The organism is Loktanella salsilacus (assembly GCF_900114485.1).
Taxonomy (GTDB): Bacteria; Pseudomonadota; Alphaproteobacteria; order Rhodobacterales; family Rhodobacteraceae; genus Loktanella; species Loktanella salsilacus.
Genome location: NZ_FOTF01000021.1, coordinates 17380 through 38113, shown reverse-complemented (window position 1 = coordinate 38113; position 20734 = coordinate 17380). Strand labels below are relative to the sequence as shown.

Genomic DNA, 20734 nt, shown 5'->3' with positions numbered 1-20734 from the left:
GCGCGGCGCAAGTTACAGCGCGGCGGGGTCCCGCACGATGGACGGATCACAGGTAACGCCCCAATGCACACCCGTTGGGTCGTAGCGCAGGGTGACCTCTGCCTCTAGCGCACTGCGCGTCATGCCCCGCAGCACCGTGCTGCCAAATCCGGTACGCTGCGGCGGCACGACAACAGGTCCGCCGCTTTCGGTCCATGACAGGGTGAACTGCCCGTCCTGAATATCCCAGCGGATGTCCAACGTGCCATCCGGCACCGACAGCGCGCCGTATTTGGCGGCATTGGTGGCAAGCTCGTGCAGGGCCAGTCCGATGGGCTGGATTGCGGCAAAGCGCAGAGGCAAGTCCGGGCCACTGATGCTGATCGCGGCATTGGCATCACCGGAGAAGGGGCGCAGCTGTTCTCTGACCAGATCGCCCAGAACGACGCCTTCGTGGCCGCGCGACACCAGCAAATCCTGATTATGCGACAACGCCCGCAGGCGCGCATTAAAGCGCGGCAGGAATTCGGACACGTCGCAGCTGCGCGCCGTCATGCGGGCGATGCTTTGCACGACAGTCAGCAGGTTTTTCAGGCGGTGGTTGGTTTCCCGCATCAGGTCCTGCACCTGACGTTCGGCCTTTTTATGCGGAGTCATGTCCATGATCGCCACGATACCAGAAACCGGTGGCATAATCCCGTTCGCGTCCGCAGGGCCAAAGCTGACCCGCTTGCGTGCACTGACCCAGCGTTCACTGCCGTCGGCGGTTTGGACCCGGTGGATCACGTCGATGAAGTTGGGCAACTGCGGGCTTAGCATCTGTTCCACCAGACATTCGACTTCGCCGATGTCATCGGGATGGATTTGCGCATGAAGCGTCTTGCGCGGCACAGGCGCATTCGCAGGCAGTTCGAACAGCGCAGCAGCCCGGTCATCCAACGTAATCGTATCGGCGATATAATCGATTGTTCCTAGCCCGAGGCCAAGATCGGTCACTCGCATGCCAAGTGGCGGCAATGCGTCCGAAGGGGGGGCAGCGGATGCCGCGAGGGGTTCGGTCTGTGACATCGTCGCCTTGCTTCTTATCGGTGGAGGAAAACCTTAACAAACATTGAATCTTTGATCAACGAAGCCGCCTTAAGCTATGGCAGCAATGTGAACCAAACGGCCCGTTCCTCCCATCATGCGCCGCCTGTTGCAACCTTTCGGCTGCGGATCAGCGTGAAAACGCCTGCACAGACAACGATCAGCGCACCGACGGCCACGTGCGTTTGCAGCGTTTCCTGAAACACAAGTAGGCCGATGGCGCTGGCGAAGACCAGTTGCAGATAGGCAAAGGGCTGCACAGCGCTGGCCTCGGCGACCTCGTAGCAGCGGATCAGCAGCCAGTGGCCGGTCACGCCGGTGACACACAGCGCTGCCATCCAGCCCCAGTCCGGCGCGCTCATCGGCTCCCACCCCCAGATGCCGACGCAGGTCATCGCGGCAGCGCCGCTAACCCCTGTCCAGAAAAAGCTGGTCGCCGTGGTGTCTTGGCGCGCGACATAGCGGGTCAGCAGGCCGTAAAGCGCGAACATCACGGCCGCAGCCAGCGGCAGGATGGCGGCAGGGGCAAAAACGGTGATCCCCGGCTCTAGGATGATCAGCACCCCGACAAAGCCGATCCCGATGGCCGCCCAGCGGCGCCAGCCGACACCTTCGCCCAATACCGGGCCGGACAGCGCGGCAATCAGCAACGGATAGCAGGCAAAGATCGCGTGGCTTTCGACAAGGCCAAGGGCCACGAAACCCGCGACCATGATGCAGATCTCTCCGGCCAGCAGCAGGCCGCGAAAGATTTGCACGGCGGGCTGGCGGGTGGCCGCGGCGCGGCGGACCGATCCGGCCTTAAGCCGCGCAATCGCGATCACGAAAGCGGCAAAGAACCAATACCGGACCATCACAATCATCAGCACATTGTATTCGCCTGCCAAGTGGCGAGAGATCCCGTCCTGCACCGCAAAGACAAAGGTCGTGGCGATCATCAGGCCGATGCCCAGCTTGGTATTCGAGCTTTGCATCAACTCGCCTTTCGCGCGATTGTCATGTGGCGTTTGGTGGCGAAACCCGCCACGCGGGTCACGTCAAAGCCCGCCGCTGTCAGTGATGCTCGCACATGGCCCGCCGCCGAATAAGTCGCGGCGGTGCCGCCGGCTTTGGTGTGTGCCGCAACGGCGGCGATAATCTGGGGCGTCCACAGACCGGGATTTTTGGCAGGCGAAAAGCCGTCCAGATACCACGCATCAGCGCGGCCATCCCACGCGGGCAGGGTTGTGGTCGCATCGCCAATCACCACGCGCAGATCGAAATCCGGCCCGGTGATATCGCCGACCCGGCTCAACACCTGAACCGGCAAGTCTGCTGCAAAAGGCGCAAGGGCACGCTGCAAGGCTGCAGGGTCAAGGGGATAAGCCTCGAAGCTGGTGAACTGCAAACGGCCGGGGGTGCCGCTGTCGCGAAAGGCCTGCAGGGTCGTCAAAAAGTTCAGCCCCGTGCCAAAGCCAAGCTCTGCAATGTGGAACCCGTCAATAAATCGCGCAGGCAGGTCGTTGCCGCCTAAAAAGACGTGGCGCGTCTCCGCCAGCCCGCCTTGCAGCGAATAGAATGGATCGTCGAACTGCAATGACACCGGCACGGTGCCATGCGCAGTTTCGCGCCAGTCAAGGGGATGGGGGTCGGTGCTCTGGCCGGTCATGATGCTTTGCCGTATGGGGTAAGCTGACTTGTGAAGCGCGGGGCGGGTAATGGCAACGGCAGATGTGACGGTAATGGGCGCGGGCGTGATTGGCCTGTCGATTGCGTGGGCCTGCGTGCAGCGCGGGGCAAAGGTGCAGGTCATCGACCCCAATGGCGTGGCGGCAGGTGCCTCTGGCGGGATCGTCGGGGCGCTGGCCCCGCATGTGCCGGAAAATTGGAACGCCAAGAAGGACTTTCAGCTGGGCAGCTTGCTGATGTCGCAAGCGTTTTGGGCGGACGTGACAGAGGCATCTGGGCGCGCCACCGGCTACGCGCGCACAGGCCGCCTGCAGCCCTTGGCGGACGAGGCTGCCATAGCGCTCGCGCAGGCCCGCGCGTTTGGCGCGGCAGGCCTGTGGCTGGGGCAGGCGGACTGGCGCATCGTGCCCGCCACCCATGCGGATTGGGAACCGCCAAGCCCGAGCGGCCTTCTGGTCCAAGACACGCTGACCGCCCTGATCCACCCGCGCCAAGCGACCCTCGCCCTTGCCGCTGCGATCACAGCGGGCGGCGGGGACATCCTGCGGGGCGGCGATGCACAGGGCAAGGTCGTCTGGGCCACCGGTGCCGCCGGATTAGAGCAGATGACCGAGACCCATACCCGCCTTGTCGGGGCAGGGGTGAAGGGGCAAGCAGCGCTGCTGCGCCTTGACGCGCGCGGGTTGCCGCAACTTTTCGTAGATACGCTGCATATCGTGCCGCATATGGACGGCACCGTCGCCATCGGATCGACGACAGAACGGGATTTCGATGACGGCACCGCCACCGATGACCAACTTGACGCACTGGTCGCCAAGGCCCGCGCTGCCCTGCCGGCTCTCCAAAACGCGCCGGTCATCGCCCGCTGGGCCGGCGTGCGCCCGCGCAGCCGCAGCCGCGCCCCGATGCTGGGCCGGCACCCCTTCATCCCCGGCGCATTCGTCGCGAACGGCGGGTTCAAGATCGGCTTCGGCATGGCCCCAAAAATGGCGCAGGTCATGGCGGATCTGCTGATCGACGACCGGGACACGATCCCCGCCGACTTCGATCCGGCCGCATCCCTTTAGCTTCTTCTGGTCAAAAATACCTCGGGGGGCGGCGCAAAGCGCCGGGGGGCTGGCCCCCCTTTTGCCGCTGAAGATATCACCGCGCTTCGGCCACCATGCACTGACGCCCGTCTGCGGCCCGCACCCATGCGACACCATCGCGCCAACACAGGCTGGCCGCCTCATGGTGCATCAAGGGCGCTGTGGCGCGATAGGCAAATTCACGCAATTCGCCCAACTGCCGCTGCGCCAATCCCATCAGCAGATGCGCCAGCAGCGGGGCATGGACGACCAAACCGTCATAGCCTTCAACGTCGCGGGCGTAGGTCTCGTCGTAGTGAATGCGGTGACCGTTAAAGGTCAGCGCTGAATAGCGAAACAGTAGCGTGGTATCTGGCGCAAAGGGTTCAGCGATCGCCTCGTCCGTGCGGGCCGCAGGCGCTGGCGATTGGTCCGTGCCGTCCGGGCGATAGACCAAATCCTGCCACTCTGTCAGCGCCAGCGCCTGCCGTTGCCGGATGTCGTGCCGCACGCGCACAAAAGCCAGCGGGCCGCTACGGCCGTCCTTGCGGGTGATACCTTCAATCCGGCTGATCCGTTCCGCCCGCACACCTGCCAGCAGCGGCTGGTGAAACACCAAACGGCCCGCCGCCCACATGCGGCGCGGCAGCCCAAGGTCGGGGATAAAGCCGCTGCCTGTGGCCGGATGACCATCGCGGCCTAGGCGGGATGGCGGTGCGGCCTCCCAGAAATAGATGTGATGCGCAAAGGGCGGCAGCGGATCGCCCGCCGCTATCGTTGGCTCTGCGCCCATGGCGGCCTGCAAGGCCTGCGCGCGGGCGGGGTCCATCAGGTCAGTGCGGGTTTGTGTGCGGTCGTCGGCTGTGTTCATCCCGCTAATGTGACTGCAAAATCAAAGGGGCGCAAATGCCGATCTGCCTTGCGGGGCTGCTGTCGCCGCGACATGCTGGGACAAGTTTAAAAAAGGGCGGATGACATGCGGCACGGCGGGAAAATCCTAAGCGATCAACTGGTGAAACTTGGCGTGCAGCGCGTGTTCTCTGTGCCGGGCGAAAGCTTTTTGGCCGCGCTTGACGGGCTCTATGACAGCGACATCCAAAACGTCGTTTGCCGCCACGAAGGCGGGGCCGCGATGATGGCAGAGGCGCAGGGCAAGCTGACCGGCCAGCCTGGCGTCTGCTTTGTCACGCGCGGGCCGGGGGCCTGCAACGCCAGCGCGGGCGTGCATGTGGCGCGGCAGGACAGCACGCCGATGGTGCTGTTCGTCGGCCAGATCGACAATGGCCAGACGGACAGGGAAACCTTTCAAGAGGTTGATTACAAAGCGATGTTTGGCACGCTGGCCAAGGGCGTGTTTCAATGCAATGACACGGCCCGCCTGCCGGAATACATCGCGCGCGCGTTTCGCCTAGCGATGTCCGGGCGTCCGGGGCCAGTGGTGCTGGCGCTGCCTGAAAATATGCTGAGCGCGTCTTCTGACGTACCTGATTTCACCGGCAGTTGGCACACAGATGTGACGCCAGACGCGGGCGTTTGGGATGACCTGCTGACGCGGCTGCGCCGTGCCAAACGGCCCCTTATGGTCGTGGGCGGGCCGCATTGGTCGCAAGAGGCCGCCGCGGCGCTGGCCGCCTTTGCAACCGCGGCGCAAATTCCGGTTGCGACGTCGTTCCGGCGGCAGGATTACATGGACAACCGCCACCCTTGCTTTGCTGGCGATCTGAATGTCGGCGTGAACCCGGCGCTTGCGGTGCGGGTGCGCGATGCGGATGCGCTGCTGCTGGTGGGCACGCGGTTCAGCGATATCGAAACGCAGGGCTATACGCTGGTGGATCCTGCGGCCCCCGGCAAGATGATCGCGCATATCCACGCGGACGCGGACGAGATCGGGCGCGTTTACGGCGTGGACATTGGCGTCGTGTGCCGCGGCGATGTTGCGATGGCTGGCCTGTCGGGTGCGGTGCAGCGGCAAGCTGATTGGGCGGGTTGGCCCGGCGAAGTACAATCGGCGCGGGCGGCCTTTGATAAATGGCAAGACCCGGTGGAAAGCCCCGGCGATGTGAAGCAAGAGCAGGTGATCCGTTGGTTGTCTGAAACGCTGCCGCAGGACGCCATCCTGACGAATGGGGCCGGGAATTATGCAGCTTGGCTGCACCGCTATTTCACCTACAAACAATACGGCACACAATTGGCGCCGACCTCTGGCTCCATGGGCTATGGCTTTCCCGCAGCCATCGCCGCGGCGTTAGAGCATCCAGCCAAAACGGTGGTCTGTCTGGCGGGCGATGGCTGCTTTCAGATGACCTGCAACGAGCTGTCGACGGCGGTTCAGCATGGCGCGGCCCCGATCGTCATCGTCATGAATAACGGCCGCTATGGCACGATCCGCATGCATCAAGAGCGGACGTATCCGGGCCGCGTATCGGGCACGGTACTGGCGAACCCTGATTTCGCCGCCTTAGCGCGGGCTTACGGTGGGTTTGGCGCAACCGTGACGGACCAGGCGCAGTTTGCGGATGCCTTTGCGCAGGCCCGGGCGGCGGGGACGGTTGCGGTGATCGAATGTGTGCTTGACCCGCGTGTGCTGTCGCCGGGGGCGTCGCTGAGCTAGCCGATTTTTCGGCGAAAAATCGGAAAAAAGCCGGGGCGCTGCCCCGGACCCCGAGGTATTTGGGACCAGAAGAAGGTTAGACCCTGCGCCACGCGGTGCGGGTGTTGGCCTGCCAGTCAGTGCGGTGCAGCAGCGGTGTGTCGTCGTCACTGGCGGCAATACCAATGCAGAGGTAGGCCGTGAAGGTCCAGTTTGCCGGGGCATTCAGGGTGGCGTGGAGCGCGCCTGGATCGAGGATCGACACCCAACCGACCCCGATGTTGTCGGCGCGGGCGGCGAGCCACAGACTGTGAATGGCGCAAATGGTCGAGAATGTCAGCATCTCCGGCATGCTTTGGCGGCCAAGGCCATGGCCTTCGTCCGGGTCACGTTCGGTGAAGATCGCCAGATGGACGGGGGCGTCGCGCAGGCCCGCCAGTTTCAGGGCGTTCTAAGCGTCCTTTTGTGCACCGTCGTAGCGCGCGGCAGCTTGCGTATTGGCGGCCTCGAAATTGGCGATGACGGCGGATCGCAGTGCAGGCGTGGTGACTTGCATCACGCGCCACGGCCGCGCATTCCCGACAGATGGCGCAAGGTCCATGGCGGCGCGCAGGCGGTCCAAGCGGTCCTGCGCGACCGGGTCAGGGCGGAAATGCCGCACATCGCGGCGCCATGTCAGGATATCCTGCAAGGCTTGCGCGTGGTCTGGGGTCATCTGCATCGGGTAGCCTTGGGCGGGCAGGGCATTGTCATGCGCCGTGATATGGCGCGGTGTGGGTGATGGTGCCATCCGCGTCGCGATAGGTCTTGATGCCGTCCCGGATTGTCAGCGTATCGCCGGTGAGCGGGTAGGTCACGTCATCACGGCCTGACCGCGTGCCGATCACCATGTAACTGGCCGGGGCGTCGCTGTCGTTGCGAAGGCAGTGTCCGACGGGAATGCCGGCCTGAAAACAGGCGGTATCGCCGGGGTGCATTGCTGTCTGCATGTCCCCTTCGATCAGGGTCACGGTGCCGGTCAGGATGTGGACCATCTCATCCTCTTGCGCGTGCCAGTGCAGCGTGGAGGAGGCCGAGCCTGGCGGCAGGGTTTCGATGAACGCGCCGAATTGCGTCAGCCCCCCTGTGTCAGACAAAAGCGCAGCCGTATACGGCCCGCAGACACCGTCGCCGTGGTCAATGCGGCTCGTGCCCTGCGGGATCAGCGGCATATTAGTATTCCACGCCAATCTGCGCTTTGATGCCTGCACGGAACGGGTGCTTGACCAGTTCCATTTCGGTCACCAGATCGGCCAGTTCAATCAGGTCGTCATGGGCGTTGCGGCCCGTCAGGACGACATGGGTCATGGGCGGCTTTTCATCGCGTAGGAATGTGACGACGTCGTTGATGTCGACATAGTCGTAGCGGATCGCAATGTTGATTTCATCCAGCAAAACCATTGTGTTGGCGGGATCGCGGATCAGCTCTTTGGCCTTGGCCCAGGCGGCCTGCGCCATTTCGGTGTCGCGGGATTTATCCTGCGTTTCCCAGGTAAAGCCTTCGCCCATGGTGTGGAACGCGCAGATGTCGGTGAACTTTGCCAAGATCAGGTCGCGCTCGCCCGTGCTCATGCCGCCTTTGATGAACTGCACGACGGCGCATTGCATGTCGTGGGCGATGCAGCGGAAAATCATCCCGAAGGCGGCGCTGGATTTGCCTTTGCCCTTGCCGGTGTGGACGATGACCAGACCCTTCTGGTCGGTCTTGGTCGCCATGATCTTGTCGCGGGCGGCCTTTTTCTTGGCCATTTTCATCGCGTGGCGGTCTGGATCGTCGGTCATGGCGGCACTCCCTTTTTGCAGGTGTATGTGTAGGCGGCGTGGTGTGTGGGCGCAAGCAAGGCCGAATGCGCCAGTCGTGGGAACAGGGGGCCGGATTGCGTGTTATTCCCCGTGCCGCACGAATGAAGTCAGACTAGGAACAGCGGCAGAACACATTGGGGTATGTTATGCACTATTTTGCCGGATTTTTATTGTTGTCCTATTTGTTGATTGGCGCGCTGTCTGTCGCAGGCTAATCCAGCAGTCCCGCGATACGGGCGCGGGCCGAGTTTGACTTTGGCGTCCACAGATTGCGGTCTATGGCTTCTTGCAGGCGCTGGGCGATTTCGCGCAGGGCGGGCTGGTTGACCTCTGCGATAAAGTCGCGGGTATCGTCGTCGGCAAGGAAGGCGTCTTCGACCAGATCAAAGTGGTGGTTCCGCACGGCACCAGTCGTTGCCGCGAAGGCAAAGAGGTAGTCGACCGTCGCCGCAATTTCGAACGCGCCTTTGTAGCCGTGGCGTTTTACGCCTGCGATCCATTTTGGGTTCGTGGCGCGGGACCGGACCACGCGGCCGATTTCATCCTCTAGCCGCCGGATGACCGGGCGTTCCGGGCGTGAATGGTCATTGTGATAGATCGGGCGATCCGTGCCTTGCAGGGTGGCCACAGCGGCAGCGGCACCGCCTTCGAATTGGTAGTAGTCGTCGCTGTCCAGAATATCGTGTTCACGGTTGTCTTGGTTTTGCACGATGGCGTCGGTTTGCGACAGCCGCGCCTCGAAGGCTGCACGGGCAGCGGTGCCCGCCCCGTCTGCGCCGTAGGCGTAGCTGCCCCATGTCAGATAGGCCTGCGCAAGGTCGGCCCGGTCTGACCAAAGCCGTTCGTCGATCATGGCTTGCAAGCCCGCACCGTAAGCGCCGGGTTTGGAGCCGAAGACGCGGGAGGCATCTTCGCCGCGTTTTGTCCGGGCGGCGGCGGGGTTGATGTCCTCGGGCTCGTCCAGTGCTTGGATCGCGCGGGCGGCACCGTCGACGAGGGCGATCAGCTGGGGGAAGGCGTCGCGGAAGAAGCCAGAGATGCGCAGGGTGACGTCGACGCGCGGACGGCCAAGGGTGGTGGCGGGGATGACGGTAAAGCCGGTGACGCGGCGATTGGCGGCGTCCCATGTCGGTTTGACGCCCATCAGCGCCAGCGCCTGTGCGATGTCATCGCCGCCCGTGCGCATGTTGGCGGTGCCCCATGCGGTGATCAGCAAGGATTTGGGCCAGTCGCCTTCGGATTGCAGGTGGGTGTCCAGCAGCAGGTTCGCCGATTTCCAGCCCAGCGCCCAAGCGGTCGGGGTCGGCACGGCGCGGCTGTCGACGGAGTAAAAGTTGCGTCCTGTGGGCAGCGTGTCAAGGCGGCCGCGGGTCGGCGCGCCGGATGGGCCGGGGGGGATGGCGCGGCCATCGAGCGCGCGGAGCAAGCCTGCGCCTTCGCTGGGGCCGCAGGCGGCGACGGCGGGGCGGATGCGGGTTTCGATTTCCTCAAGGACAGCAGATGACGCGATGGGGCTGACGCCTAAGGCACCCCGACCGCCGTCCCCGATGATCTGCTGGCTCAGCAGTTCGAGCCGTTCAATCGTGTCGCCGTTGCTGCGCCAGCCTTTGAGGTCACCCAAAGCGGCGGGCTTTTCGGGGGCAGGGGCCGACAGGTCGCAGTCGAGCGGATCGATGCTGAGCCCGAAGTCGAGGGCCAGCGCACGCAAGAGCGAGGCATTCGCGCCCTTGCCGTCGCCGCGCGGGACGCGGGCGAGGGCGATGGTCAGGTCGATTTCCTGCTGGCCCGTCGGGCTTTGGCCAAAGATGTGCAAACCGTCGCGGATCTGCGCCTCTTTCAGCTCGCACAGGTAGGCGTCGAGTTTGGCCAGATCGCTGTCGGCATCGCCGGATAGGCCTGCGTCTTGGGCAAGGCCTGTGGCGTCTGACAACGACAGGATTTGTTCGCGCAAGTAGGTCAGGCGGCGCGGGTCGAGGCCTGCGGCCTCGTAATACTCGTCCACCAGCGCCTCTAGGTCGCGCATCGGGCCGTAGCTTTCGGCGCGGGTCAGGGGCGGGGTCAGGTGATCGACGATGACAGCGCTGGTGCGGCGTTTCGCCTGCGTCCCTTCGCCGGGGTCGTTGACGATGAAGGGATAGATGTGCGGCGTGGGACCAAGTGCGACCTCTGGCCAGCAGTCTTGTGATAGGGCCAGCGCCTTGCCCGGCAGCCATTCAAGGTTGCCGTGTTTGCCCATGTGAACGATGGCGTGGGCACCCCAGTGGTGGCGCAGCCAGAAGTAGAAGGCGAGGTAGTTGTGGGGCGGCACGAGGTCGGGGGAGTGGTAGGTCTCAGTCGGGTCGATGTTATAGCCACGCGCGGGTTGCAGGGCGACGACGGCATTACCGAAGCGGTGGATCGATAGCTTGAAGCCTGTGGCCTTTGAAGGCTTGGATGCCTCCGGCGGGGATATTTCACAAACAGAGAGGAATGGGTCGTCCTCTGGCGCGCCCCAGCGGGTAGTGATTTGGTTTTTGACGTCCCAGGGGAGGGTTTCGAAGTGTTGTTTGTAGACGTCGAGGGGGAGGAGTTCGCCGCCGTCCGTATCCGCGCGGTCGGTCAGCCAGTTGGTGGGGCCGGCCATCATGGTATTCATAAGGGTTTGGGCGTCAGCCGGCGGCGTGGTGGTGTAGCCTGCCTTAGCCAGCAGGTCCAAGGTGTGGACCGTCGCCGCTGGCGTGTCGAGGCCGACACCATTGGCCAGGCGGCCGTCTTTGTTAGGATAGTTAGCGAGGATCAGGGCGACTTTGCGCTCCGCCGGGGCGGTGCTGCGCAGGCGGGTCCAGTTTGCGATCAGCTGCGTGACAAAGTCGATGCGGTCGCCCATCGCCTGATAGGTCGTGATCGCGCATTCCGTCGCCTCGTCGAAATAGGCGGCACCTTTGAAGCTGACGGCGCGGGTCAGGATGCGGCCGTCGACCTCTGGCAGGGCGACGTTCATGGCGATGTCGCGGGCGGTCAGGCCTTGGGGGGAGGCGCGCCATGCGTCTTCGGACCCGCCGGACAGGACGATCTGGAAGACGGGGGCGTCATTGGCAATCAGCGGGTTGGCCGGGCTATCATCGCCGTCATGCGGGCTGCCGACGGCAAATGCGGTGGCGTTCAGGATCGCGGCGGGCGGGGCTTGGCTGAACAACTGGTCCAACGTGTCGGCGGACAGGGAGTCCTTAAGCGAGGCCACGAAGATTGGCAGCGGGTTCAGGCCCGCGCGGGTTAGGGACCGCACAAGGCGGTTGATCGGCGCGAGGCCGCCGCCCTGCACGAGGGCGCGGTAGAAGACGATGGGCACGATGGGGGCGTCCGGCTGCCACGCGGCCTGCGCGGTGGACAAATCAGCGATGCCTGCGCCGGGCCAGTAGACGCCGGCGCGCAGCAAGGGGCTGGGTCCGGCGGGGCGGTCAGTGCCATCCACGATGGCCTTGGCGCATGCAAGGAAGCGGACTGTGTTCTGCGGGCCGCCTTCGACAAGGTAGGACCAGAGCGCGTCGTAGTCTGCGTCGGTGACGGTGGACAGGCCGCGCAAGTCAGGGTCGTCTTTGTCGTCGCCGGGCAGCAGGGCCAGTTTGACGCCGGATTCGCGCAGGCGTGCGGCGTATTGGGTGACGCCGTAGTTCCAGTAGCCCATGCCGCCCAGCACGCGGGCGATCACCAAGCGGGACCGCGTCGCGCAGGCATCGAGGTGCATGTCCACGGACACCGGATGGGTCAGGTTCATCAGGTTCAGCAGGCGCAGGGACGGGGCTGTGTCCATTGCGGCCCGCGCTTCTGACAAGGCGGCGAGTTCGGTATCGGCGGCACTGATAAAGACCACTTCGGCGGGGGTCTGGCCGGGATCGACAGGCTCTGTGCCGTCGGGGATCGCGTTGGCGCTGGCGGCAAGCAGGTGCATCACGCTTGACCTTTCGTTGCAAAAGGCCACATGGGGTTATCAAACCACGCAAGGGGGCCAGTCCCATGGACTACGGAAAATCGGGAACACCGAAAACGGCGAAAAAAGGGCCGAAGCATCAGGAACATAACCAATATGGTTCTGACAAGACGCCATTTGGCTCTCGGCCTTCGAAAGAAGAGCTGCTGGCGCGCATGAAGAAAAGCGCGGGCAAGACCGATCTGGATAAGCCCAGCGATCCTGCCGACGATTTTGCCACGGACGAGGCAAAGGGTAAGGCCATCCGCGGCACAGAGAACCTGCCGGACTGAAGGCTCACAGCCGCTTTTCCATAAAAACGGAATGGGGCCCCTCGGCGTAATCGCCAAAGGGGCCACAAACTGCGAAACCGTGCCGCTGGTACAGGCGGTGGGCATCATACAGATCGTTGCCGGTTTCCAGCTGCATCAGGGTCAGACCCTGCGTGCGGGCCTCGTCCTCTAGCGTTTGCATCAGGGCGGCCCCAGTGCCGCTGCCGCGGGCGTCGGGGTGGACGAACATCGATTTAATCTCGCCGTAGGTGCCCTTGTTGGACAAGGCCGCGCAGCCTAGCGCCTCTCCATTGCAGTCTGCGATGAAGAAGCTGACATGCGGCTCTGCCAGCTGGTTGGGGTTTAGGGCAAAGCTGTGCTCTGGCGCGTAACGCGACATCAGGAAGGCGTGGCTGGCGTTCAGCAGCGCCAGCCCCTCGGCCGACCGGGGGTCAGCCAGATCGACCGTGATCGTCATGCCTGCAACGCAGCGCGGATCGCGTCCTGATCAAGGCCAGCTTCGCCAATCACGACCAGACGTGTGCCGCGGGGCGCGTCGCCGAGCGGTTGGTCAAAGTAGTGATCCACGCGGGGGCCGACGGCCTGCACGGTAAGGCGCATGGGCTTGCCGGTGACAGAGCCGAAGCCCTTAAGACGCAGGATGTCATGGGCGCGGATCACGTCAGAGACCTGCGCGGCGAATGCGGCAGGATCAGTGATTTCGCCGCGTTCCACGATGAAGGATTCGAATTCATCGTGCCCATGGTCGTGGTGATCATGGTCATGATGATCGTCATCGTGGTGGTCATCATCTTCGTCATCGTCGTGGTGATGGTGGTGATGCACTTCGTGACGCGATTCTAGGTCGGATTCGGCACCAATACCTTGGCCCAGCAGCACGTCGACGGGCAACTCTCCCATCGAGGTGCGGATGACTTGCACGCCGGGGCGGGCCTCTGATTTGAGGCGGTCGGCCAGTTCGGACGCGGCCTTAGGGTCCATCAGGTCGGTCTTGTTGATGACGATCATGTCGGCGCAGGCGATCTGGTCTTCGAACAGTTCCGACAGCGGCGTTTCATGGTCAAGGCCGTCGTCGGCGGCGCGCTGGGCGTCCACGGCGGCAACGTTATGGGCAAAGCGCCCTTCGGTCACGGCGACGCCGTCAACCACGGTGACGACAGCGTCGACGGTCACGCGGGTCGACAAGCCGGGCCAGTTGAAGGCCCGCACCAGCGGCTGCGGCAGGGCAAGGCCCGATGTTTCGATGACGATGTGATCGGGCTGCGGGTCACGGGCCAGCAGCGCTTCCATTGTGGGGATGAAGTCGTCGGCGACGGTGCAGCAAATGCAGCCGTTCGACAGCTCTACGATGTCGTCCTTGGCGCAGACATCGCTGTCGCAGCCTTTCAGGATGTCGCCATCGACGCCAAGATCGCCAAATTCATTGATGATCAGCGCGATGCGCTTGCCTTTGGCATTTTGCAGCAAATTGCGGATCAGGGTTGTTTTGCCAGCGCCCAGAAAGCCTGTGACGACGGTTGCGGGGATTTTCGCGGCCATGAGGGTAACTCGATATGTCAAAGGGATGCGGGCCGAAGTCCTGCGACTTCGGCCCGGCGTGTCAGATCAGCGAATGCGGGCTTAGCCGTAAACGCGGGCGTCCAGAAGGCCGGAACCCTGTGCTTTCATGCGCTTGGCGACAGCCAGCACGGCCAGATCAACCAGCGGTTCGATCAGCACGACGGTCATGTAAGCTGCGCCAAAGGTCGACAGCGACGCCAGCGTGGACACGCTGGCACCTTCGCCCCAGACAACCCAGAACGCGACCCAAGCCACAACGCCAGCCTGGTAGGTGGTCGAAAGCTTCAGCGCCTGCGTGTAGGTCAGATCGACATAAGCCGTGCCGCGCGCGACGACGGATTTCGTGACCATGTGCAGCGCCAGCAGGGGGACCAGCAGGGTGGTGACGTTCATGCCGTACTGGGGCAGATCCGTTGGCGACATCAGCAGACCTTGCAGCAGCAGGCCAAGGGCCAGACCGACAGCGGCGGGCGCGGTGCCCAGCATCAGCAGCAGGGTCGATCCAAGGATCAGGTGCACTTCGGACGGGCCGACGGCCAGATGCGGCAGCAGTTCAAAGAAGACGAAGGTCGCGGCGGTGGCCATGGCGCTGCGTGCGATCAGGGACGCGGCCCCGCGCTGCACCAGATTTTCCCAAACCATTTTGGCGGACACAGTGGCTGCACCTGCAGCGGTCACGCTGCCAAGAGCCAGTTTTGCGCCTGTCACGACGCCGGGTTCGATATGCATTTTGTCTCTCCTATAGCCCGTCACACCCGACGGGATGGGGTTTCATCATGCGAGGCCGGTCTCCTGGCTTGCGGCTCGTGCACGCGGCGTCGCCTTCCCGGGGGCCAATTGCTTGGCAGCCCAGTGGCTTAATGACGTCACGCTCACCGCTTACAGTCGCGGGGGCGGCTGTGGCACGGGGCCTCCCGATCGCAGGATCGGCCCCTTCCACATTCCCAGTTTCATCCCCAACGCTTTGCGTCTGTCGTGGGGAACCTTGCAGGGTTCTTTGTGCGCCCGGCGCAGCGGGCGCGTCAACCCGGATTCGGGCGTGATCTTAGGTGGGCAGGGGGCGCAGAACGCAGGTTTTACGTCGCATTTCGCCGTCGCGGAAATAATCGCGCACGGTGCCGCGCTGATCTTCGGGCACGGCGTCCCAATCAACCCAGGTGCAGCCATAGCCCAGCACATCGGCCATGCGTTCCATCGCACCAGTGGACGGCACACCCTTCATCGTGACCTCTTGGCCCGGCACCTGCGCAATGGCGTTCAGCGGGTTATCGGTGCGTTCCTTGACCATCTGGATGATCGGATTGCGGTCTACCATAAACTCCGAATCGATCACGATCAGCTCTGGCTCTAGCTGTGTGACGCGGGCCAGCAGGCCGTAATGATCCATGACGTGATAATAGATGCCGAACAGCATGACCGCATCGAAGGTTTCGTCGCGGATCAGCCGCTTGTCCAAATCGCGATAGATGTCGTCGCAAACCAATTTCACCCGGCCATGCTGCGGCCCTGCGGGATATTGGGCGAAGCGGTCGATCAAATCTGGGCGCGCCTCGACGCCGACGACACGCTCTGCATGTTCGGCCAAGGCATAGCTCCACCGGCCGTCATGGGCGGCCAGATCCAGCACCTGCGCACCAATCAGATCCTCTTTGAAGGGGGCGACGATCCGCGCATGACGGCGGTTCATCCGCGTCACCATGTCGGGAGAGTAATCCTCTAGCTCGTGCAGAAAATCGAAATACGCCAAAACGCGGGGACCCTTTTACCTGTGTATTGCGCCGCTTTAGACAGGTCTGGGATGGCGACAATATGGCGGTGCCTGCTGATAATTGTGGTGTCGCGCATTTAAGATCTTGTGGATAACTTCGGTGTCCCCGGCTGGTTCAGCGGCGGCTTGGTTGACTTGGCGCAGTTTCGACGATCAACCTCGACCCTCAAAGAATCAAACAAGGGGCCATGGCCCATGCGTTTTACCCGCCTGCGCCTGAACGGCTTCAAAAGCTTCGTCGATCCCACTGACTTGGTGATCGCCGATGGCCTGACCGGCGTTGTCGGCCCCAATGGCTGCGGCAAGTCCAACCTGCTGGAAGCTTTGCGCTGGGTGATGGGCGAAAACCGTCCCACAGCGATGCGCGGCGGCGGGATGGAGGACGTGATCTTTGCCGGCACCGCAACGCGCCCGGCCCGCAACTTTGCCGAAGTCGCGCTGATCATCGACAACGGCGAACGGCTGGCCCCGGCCGCGTTCAATGACAGCGATAGTCTGGACATCACCCGCCGCATCACGCGCGACGCAGGCTCGGCGTATAAAGTCGGCACGAAGGACGTGCGTGCGCGGGACGTGCAGATGCTCTTTGCCGATGCCTCGACGGGTGCGCATTCCCCCGCCTTGGTGCGGCAAGGCCAGATTTCAGAGCTGATCAACGCCAAACCCACCAGCCGCCGCCGGATTCTGGAAGAAGCGGCAGGCATTTCGGGCCTGTATCAGCGCCGTCACGAGGCAGAGCTGAAGCTAAAAGGCGCAGAGGCGAACCTGCTGCGCGTGGATGACGTGGTCGGCCAATTGGCCGCGCAACTTGGCACACTGGCGCGGCAAGCGCGGCAGGCCGCCCGCTACCGCGAAATCGGCACCGCCCTGCGCCATGCCGAAGACTTGTTGCTGTATCGCCGCTGGCATGACGCCAATGCCGCGCTGGAGGCCGCTTTGGCCGAGGTCCGCACCTCGGCCCTCGCCGCAGCGCAGGCGGAACGCGCTGCAGAAGAGGCGACTGCAAGGCGTGCAGGCGCTGAAGAGGCTTTGCCGCCTCTGCGTGAAGAGGACGCAACCGCCAGCGCGATTCTACAGCGCCTGACCGTCCAGCGCGACCAACTGGCCGATCAGGACGCGCAGGCCACCGCTGCGATTGCCACGCTGACGCGGCGCATTGAACAGCTGGCGCATGACATCGCGCGAGAGGACAGCCTGAACGCCGACGCCGAAGACACCATCGCGCGCCTGACGTGGGAAGCGGCGGAAATCGCCAAGGCCAGCGCGGGCCACGACGATGCCCTGTCCGCCGCGCAAGACGCCGCATCAGAGGCGGCAGAGGTGCTAGCCCAGCGGGAACAGGACCTTGGCCAGCTGACCGAAGATGTCGCCCGCCTGTCCGCACGCCACCAATCGGCGCAGCGCCTGCTGGACGATTACCGCAAGACGGCTGATCGCGCAGAAGCCGAAGCCGCCCGTGCCCGCAGCGCCATGGCAGAGGCAGAGGCCGCACGGAGCAGCGCTGAAGCGGCGTTTGATGCAGCCACGCTGGCCGAGGAGATCGCGACAGCGACGGCGGCCAATGCCGAAGAAACGCTGGCTGAAACCGAAGCGGCCCGCGCGGCGACGCAAGGCCTGGAAAGCGACGCCCGCGCGCAGCGTTCCTCGGCAGAAGGCGAGGCGAAAGCGCTGCAAGCCGAAGTTGGCGCATTGGCGCGGCTGGTCGAACGCGATGCGGGGGCAGGGGGCCAAGTGCTTGACCTGCTGACCGTTGCTCGCGGATTCGAGGCGGCTTTGGGCGCGGCACTAGCCGACGATCTCAAGGCACCTGCCGTGCTCGCGACTGACCCTTCTGGCTGGGTCGAACTGCCCGGATATGCGCGTGCGCAACCTTTGCCTGCTGGGGCGCGGCCCCTGTCCGAAGTTGTCGATGTGCCGGACGTTTTGGCCCGCCGGATCGGCCAGATCGGCGTTGTCGATCCCGCCGATGGTCCCCGTTTGCAGGCCGATTTGATGCCGGGCCAACGCCTTGTGTCGCAAGCAGGTGATCTGTGGCGCTGGGACGGCTACCGCGCTGGCGCGGCTGACGCACCCTCTGCCGCCGCGCTGCGTTTGCAGCAGCTGAACCGGCTGGCCGACCTGCGGAGCGAGCTGGAAATCGCACAGGCCGCTGCTGCCGAAGCGGTAGAGACGCATGAAACCCTGACCGCCCGCCTATCCGCCCTGACGCAGGCCGACCAAACCGCCCGCCATGCCCGCCGCGACGCCGACATGCGCGTCGCCGAAGCGCAGCGCGCCGCCAGCCGCGCCGAAGCCGACCGCAATCTGGCCGCTGGCAAACTGGAATCCCTCTCGCTCGCCATGGCGCGCCACGCAGAAGAGGCCGCCACCGCCCGCGCACAGGTGATCGAGGCAGAGGCCGCGCAAGCGGACCTTGCCGATCTGGACGACGCCCGCGCTGGCGTTGACGACATCCGTATGACGGTCGAAGCCGCGCGGATGACGATGATTGCCCGCCGCGCTGGCGCGGATGATCTGCGCCGGACAGGTGACGCGCGCCTCAAGCGCAGTCAGGAAATCACCAAGGAATTGTCGGGATGGCGGCTGCGCCTTGATAACGCAACCCAGCGCAGCAACGAACTTGCCGCCCGCAAAGATGCGTCAGAGGATGAGTTGGAAGACGCGGCCAGCGTCCCCGCCCAGATCGCGGAAACGCGCGAACAGCTGACCGCCAGCATCGCAGACGCGGATGCCCGCCGCGCCGCCGCCGCCGAGGCGCTGGCACTGGGCGAAGCCAGCCTGCGCGATGTTACATTGGCAGAGCGCGAAACCGAACGCGCCGCCTCGGACGCCCGCGAGGCTCGCGCCCGCGCCCAGGCCCGCGGCGATGCCGCCAGCGATGCCGTCGCTGCGGCGGTCGAGCGGATCAGCGAGGACCGCGACATCACCCCGCAAGCTTTGTGGGACAGCCTAGGCATCGATGCCGCGGGCCTGCCGGGTGCCGATAAAATCGATGTCGATATCGCGAACCATCGCCGCCAGCGCGACGCACTTGGTGCGGTGAACCTGCGGGCCGAAGAAGACGCGGCCGAGGTCATGACCGAACACGACACGCTGGTCGCGGAAAAGGCCGACCTTGAAGGCGCAATCGACGCCCTGCGCTCTGGTATCGCCGGGCTGAACAAAGAAGGCCGCGAACGGCTGCTGACCGCTTTCGAGCAGGTCAACGCCAACTTCTCGACCCTGTTTCGCAGCTTGTTCGGCGGCGGAGAGGCGCGCCTCGTCCTTGTCGAAAGCGAAGACCCGCTTGACGCGGGGCTAGAGATTATGTGCCAGCCGCCGGGCAAAAAACTCTCGACCCTCTCGCTGCTTTCTGGCGGGGAACAGACCCTTACGGCGATGGCGCTGATCTTCGCGGTCTTCCTTGCGAACCCCGCCCCGATCTGTGTGCTGGACGAGGTCGACGCGCCGCTGGACGATGCCAACGTGACGCGTTTCTGCGATCTACTGGACGAAATGGCCCGCCGCACCGACACGCGCTTTTTGATCATCACGCACCACGCCGTGACGATGGCGCGCATGGACCGCCTTTTCGGCGTCACCATGGGTGAACAAGGCGTCAGCCAACTTGTCTCGGTCGATTTGAAAAAAGCCGAAAGCATGGTGGCCTAATCGCGCCGCACCGCGGCCCTAGGTCCACTTTTCTTCTGGTCAAAAATACCTCGGGGGGAGTCCCGCAGGGACGGGGGGCTGGCCCCCCGATCAAAGCTGCCCCAGTAGCGCAGCCGTTGGCCAGGCATCCGCAGGCAAGCCCAGCCGCGCCTGCTCCAACTGCACAGCCTCGCGCGTTTTCTCGCCCAAGATCCCGTCGATCCCGCCCACGTCATAGCCGTGTGCCGCCAGCTTTTCCTGCAGCGCTATCATCTGCGCCCCGTCCAAACCCGGGTCCGCATTGCCCGCATCATAGATTTGTGCCCCCGCCAACCGGGTCGCGAAATAGGCGGCGGTTGTCACGTAGGTCAGCGACTGGTTCCATTCGAAATAGACGCTGAAATTGGGGTAGGCCATGAAGGCCGGACCGTTCCGCCCCATGGGCAGCAGCACTGCGCCGGGCAGATCCGAAAGCGCTTCGCCGCGTCCCGTCACGCCAAGGGCGGCCCAATCGGCAGCGGGTAGTTCGTGATTAAGTCCCGTGCGGGACCAGTCCAAGCTCTCTGGCACGGTAATCTCTTGCAGCGCAGGCTCATTCGCGCGCCAACCCAGCGCGGACAGAAGCGCCGCGCCTGACATCAGCGCATCGGCGGCAGAGCCTTTCAGATCGATATGCCTGTCACCATCGCCGTCCACGGCGTGGGCGATGATGTCGCGGGGCAGCATTTGGACTTGTCCGATCTCTCCGGCCCAAGCACCCGTCGTGCCCAGATCGAAATCACCGCGTGCGTATAGCTGCATCGCGGCCAGCAGTTCGGGGCGGAACAGCTCTGGCCGGCGGCAATCATGGGCGAGGGTGAAGAGCGCGTTGCGCGTATTGAAATCACCTTGGATTGCGCCGTAGTCGGTCTCGAATGCCCAAAACGCCAGCAGGACACCGCGCGGGATGCCGTATTGCGCCTCGATCTGCGCAAAGGTGTCGGAATACTGCTGTCCCATCGCTTTGCCTGCGTCCAGCCGCGCGGTGCTGATCAAGCGGCGAGAGAAGGTGACGAAATCAAGCTGGAACACCCCCTGCGCCCGGTCCGCCTTCAACACGGCGGGGTCGATTTGCGCGCTGGACAAGAATGCCTCTGCCACATCGGGTGCGATGCCCATTGCGGTTACCTCGGCCAGAACCCCCGCCTTGAAGTCCGGCAGCGATGCGCCGCAGTCCTGTGCGGCCAGCGGCGTGGCGAGGGTGAGGAGCAGGGCAGTCAAGCGCATGGGATCGGTCCTTTTGATGTGACCCTATCCTGCCAGAGG

The 20734-nt window shown here is 64.1% G+C and carries 16 protein-coding genes, 1 pseudogene and 1 riboswitch; of the genes and pseudogenes, 4 read left to right on the top strand and 13 right to left on the bottom strand.

Annotated features, from left to right (window positions below; translation table 11 throughout):
* Positions 1-12: 12 nt before the first annotated feature.
* The 3 genes from BM131_RS15755 to mnmC2 all read right to left on the bottom strand — a co-directional run bounded on the left by BM131_RS15755 (position 13) and on the right by mnmC2 (position 2713).
* A complete protein-coding gene (locus tag BM131_RS15755; protein WP_090191022.1) occupies positions 13-1047 on the bottom strand; it encodes a sensor histidine kinase in 1035 nt (344 codons plus the stop codon).
* Between the two features lie 113 nt (positions 1048-1160).
* A complete protein-coding gene (locus BM131_RS15750; protein ID WP_090191020.1) occupies positions 1161-2039 on the bottom strand; it encodes a DMT family transporter in 879 nt (292 codons plus the stop codon).
* Complete coding sequence (gene mnmC2 / locus BM131_RS15745) at positions 2039-2713, bottom strand: tRNA (5-methylaminomethyl-2-thiouridine)(34)-methyltransferase MnmC2 (protein WP_090191018.1); 675 nt, start codon at positions 2711-2713, stop codon at positions 2039-2041. The genes BM131_RS15750 and mnmC2 overlap by 1 nt, the downstream gene beginning before the upstream one ends.
* A gap of 49 nt (positions 2714-2762) precedes the next feature.
* Here mnmC2 and BM131_RS15740 point away from each other — a divergent pair, with 49 nt between their 5' ends.
* On the top strand, positions 2763-3800 hold the full coding sequence (locus tag BM131_RS15740; protein WP_090191017.1) for an NAD(P)/FAD-dependent oxidoreductase: 1038 nt from the start codon (positions 2763-2765) through the stop codon (positions 3798-3800).
* Between the two features lie 76 nt (positions 3801-3876).
* Here the strand turns inward: BM131_RS15740 and BM131_RS15735 are convergent, their stop codons facing one another.
* Positions 3877-4671 carry an HTD2 family dehydratase gene (locus tag BM131_RS15735; RefSeq protein ID WP_090191015.1) on the bottom strand — a complete coding sequence of 265 codons (795 nt, stop codon included), beginning with the start codon at positions 4669-4671 and terminating at the stop codon, positions 3877-3879.
* 105 nt (positions 4672-4776) lie between these two features.
* On the opposite strand from BM131_RS15735, the gene BM131_RS15730 reads away from it, so the two are divergent.
* Positions 4777-6411, top strand: a complete 1635-nt coding sequence (locus BM131_RS15730) for a thiamine pyrophosphate-binding protein (RefSeq protein ID WP_090191013.1) — start codon at positions 4777-4779, stop codon at positions 6409-6411.
* Positions 6412-6487: 76 nt separating this feature from the next.
* Here BM131_RS15730 and bluB read toward each other — a convergent pair.
* The 4 genes and pseudogenes from bluB to cobN all read right to left on the bottom strand — a co-directional run bounded on the left by bluB (position 6488) and on the right by cobN (position 12160).
* Positions 6488-7105 (bottom strand): annotated as a pseudogene (gene bluB / locus BM131_RS15725) (5,6-dimethylbenzimidazole synthase).
* A gap of 34 nt (positions 7106-7139) precedes the next feature.
* A complete protein-coding gene (locus tag BM131_RS15720) occupies positions 7140-7601 on the bottom strand; it encodes a cupin domain-containing protein (protein ID WP_090191011.1) in 462 nt (153 codons plus the stop codon).
* Position 7602: 1 nt separating this feature from the next.
* Complete coding sequence (gene cobO / locus BM131_RS15715; RefSeq protein WP_090191009.1) at positions 7603-8211, bottom strand: cob(I)yrinic acid a,c-diamide adenosyltransferase; 609 nt, start codon at positions 8209-8211, stop codon at positions 7603-7605.
* A gap of 232 nt (positions 8212-8443) precedes the next feature.
* Positions 8444-12160 carry a cobaltochelatase subunit CobN gene (cobN, locus tag BM131_RS15710; RefSeq protein ID WP_090191007.1) on the bottom strand — a complete coding sequence of 1239 codons (3717 nt, stop codon included), beginning with the start codon at positions 12158-12160 and terminating at the stop codon, positions 8444-8446.
* Between the two features lie 65 nt (positions 12161-12225).
* On the opposite strand from cobN, the gene BM131_RS20010 reads away from it, so the two are divergent.
* The gene (locus tag BM131_RS20010; RefSeq protein ID WP_139222656.1) at positions 12226-12471 is read left to right on the top strand and encodes a hypothetical protein; all 246 of its coding nucleotides are present in this window, start codon (positions 12226-12228) and stop codon (positions 12469-12471) included.
* Between the two features lie 4 nt (positions 12472-12475).
* On the opposite strand, the gene BM131_RS15700 is transcribed toward BM131_RS20010, so the two are convergent.
* The 4 genes from BM131_RS15700 to BM131_RS15685 all read right to left on the bottom strand — a co-directional run bounded on the left by BM131_RS15700 (position 12476) and on the right by BM131_RS15685 (position 15778).
* A complete protein-coding gene (locus tag BM131_RS15700) occupies positions 12476-12928 on the bottom strand; it encodes a GNAT family N-acetyltransferase (RefSeq protein WP_090191006.1) in 453 nt (150 codons plus the stop codon).
* A complete protein-coding gene (cobW, locus tag BM131_RS15695; RefSeq protein WP_090191004.1) occupies positions 12925-14010 on the bottom strand; it encodes a cobalamin biosynthesis protein CobW in 1086 nt (361 codons plus the stop codon). The genes BM131_RS15700 and cobW overlap by 4 nt, the downstream gene beginning before the upstream one ends.
* Positions 14011-14091: 81 nt before the next feature.
* Positions 14092-14760: an energy-coupling factor ABC transporter permease gene (locus tag BM131_RS15690; protein WP_090191002.1), complete on the bottom strand. Its 669-nt coding sequence runs from the start codon at positions 14758-14760 to the stop codon at positions 14092-14094.
* Positions 14761-14796: 36 nt separating this feature from the next.
* A riboswitch (cobalamin riboswitch) is annotated at positions 14797-15034 on the bottom strand.
* A 42-nt stretch (positions 15035-15076) separates the two neighbouring features.
* Positions 15077-15778, bottom strand: coding sequence for a class I SAM-dependent methyltransferase (locus tag BM131_RS15685; RefSeq protein ID WP_090191001.1), 702 nt, complete (start codon positions 15776-15778; stop codon positions 15077-15079).
* Positions 15779-15994: 216 nt separating this feature from the next.
* On the opposite strand from BM131_RS15685, the gene BM131_RS15680 reads away from it, so the two are divergent.
* The gene (locus tag BM131_RS15680) at positions 15995-19450 is read left to right on the top strand and encodes a chromosome segregation SMC family protein (RefSeq protein WP_090190999.1); all 3456 of its coding nucleotides are present in this window, start codon (positions 15995-15997) and stop codon (positions 19448-19450) included.
* 90 nt (positions 19451-19540) lie between these two features.
* Here BM131_RS15680 and BM131_RS15675 read toward each other — a convergent pair whose 3' ends face one another.
* Complete coding sequence (locus BM131_RS15675; RefSeq protein WP_090190998.1) at positions 19541-20695, bottom strand: lytic murein transglycosylase; 1155 nt, start codon at positions 20693-20695, stop codon at positions 19541-19543.
* Positions 20696-20734 lie beyond the last annotated feature (39 nt).

Bases quoted from the DNA above. Each gene is read 5' to 3' on its own strand.
- BM131_RS15755 (WP_090191022.1), bottom strand. From the start codon at position 1,047: ATGTCACAGACCGAACCCCTCGCGGCATCCGCTGCCCCCCCTTCGGAC.
- BM131_RS15750 (WP_090191020.1), bottom strand. From the start codon at position 2,039: ATGCAAAGCTCGAATACCAAGCTGGGCATCGGCCTGATGATCGCCACG.
- mnmC2 (WP_090191018.1), bottom strand. From the start codon at position 2,713: ATGACCGGCCAGAGCACCGACCCCCATCCCCTTGACTGGCGCGAAACT.
- BM131_RS15740 (WP_090191017.1), top strand. From the start codon at position 2,763: ATGGCAACGGCAGATGTGACGGTAATGGGCGCGGGCGTGATTGGCCTG.
- BM131_RS15735 (WP_090191015.1), bottom strand. From the start codon at position 4,671: ATGAACACAGCCGACGACCGCACACAAACCCGCACTGACCTGATGGAC.
- BM131_RS15730 (WP_090191013.1), top strand. From the start codon at position 4,777: ATGCGGCACGGCGGGAAAATCCTAAGCGATCAACTGGTGAAACTTGGC.
- BM131_RS15720 (WP_090191011.1), bottom strand. From the start codon at position 7,601: ATGCCGCTGATCCCGCAGGGCACGAGCCGCATTGACCACGGCGACGGT.
- cobO (WP_090191009.1), bottom strand. From the start codon at position 8,211: ATGACCGACGATCCAGACCGCCACGCGATGAAAATGGCCAAGAAAAAG.
- cobN (WP_090191007.1), bottom strand. From the start codon at position 12,160: ATGCACCTGCTTGCCGCCAGCGCCAACGCGATCCCCGACGGCACAGAG.
- BM131_RS20010 (WP_139222656.1), top strand. From the start codon at position 12,226: ATGGACTACGGAAAATCGGGAACACCGAAAACGGCGAAAAAAGGGCCG.
- BM131_RS15700 (WP_090191006.1), bottom strand. From the start codon at position 12,928: ATGACGATCACGGTCGATCTGGCTGACCCCCGGTCGGCCGAGGGGCTG.
- cobW (WP_090191004.1), bottom strand. From the start codon at position 14,010: ATGGCCGCGAAAATCCCCGCAACCGTCGTCACAGGCTTTCTGGGCGCT.
- BM131_RS15690 (WP_090191002.1), bottom strand. From the start codon at position 14,760: ATGCATATCGAACCCGGCGTCGTGACAGGCGCAAAACTGGCTCTTGGC.
- BM131_RS15680 (WP_090190999.1), top strand. From the start codon at position 15,995: ATGCGTTTTACCCGCCTGCGCCTGAACGGCTTCAAAAGCTTCGTCGAT.
- BM131_RS15675 (WP_090190998.1), bottom strand. From the start codon at position 20,695: ATGCGCTTGACTGCCCTGCTCCTCACCCTCGCCACGCCGCTGGCCGCA.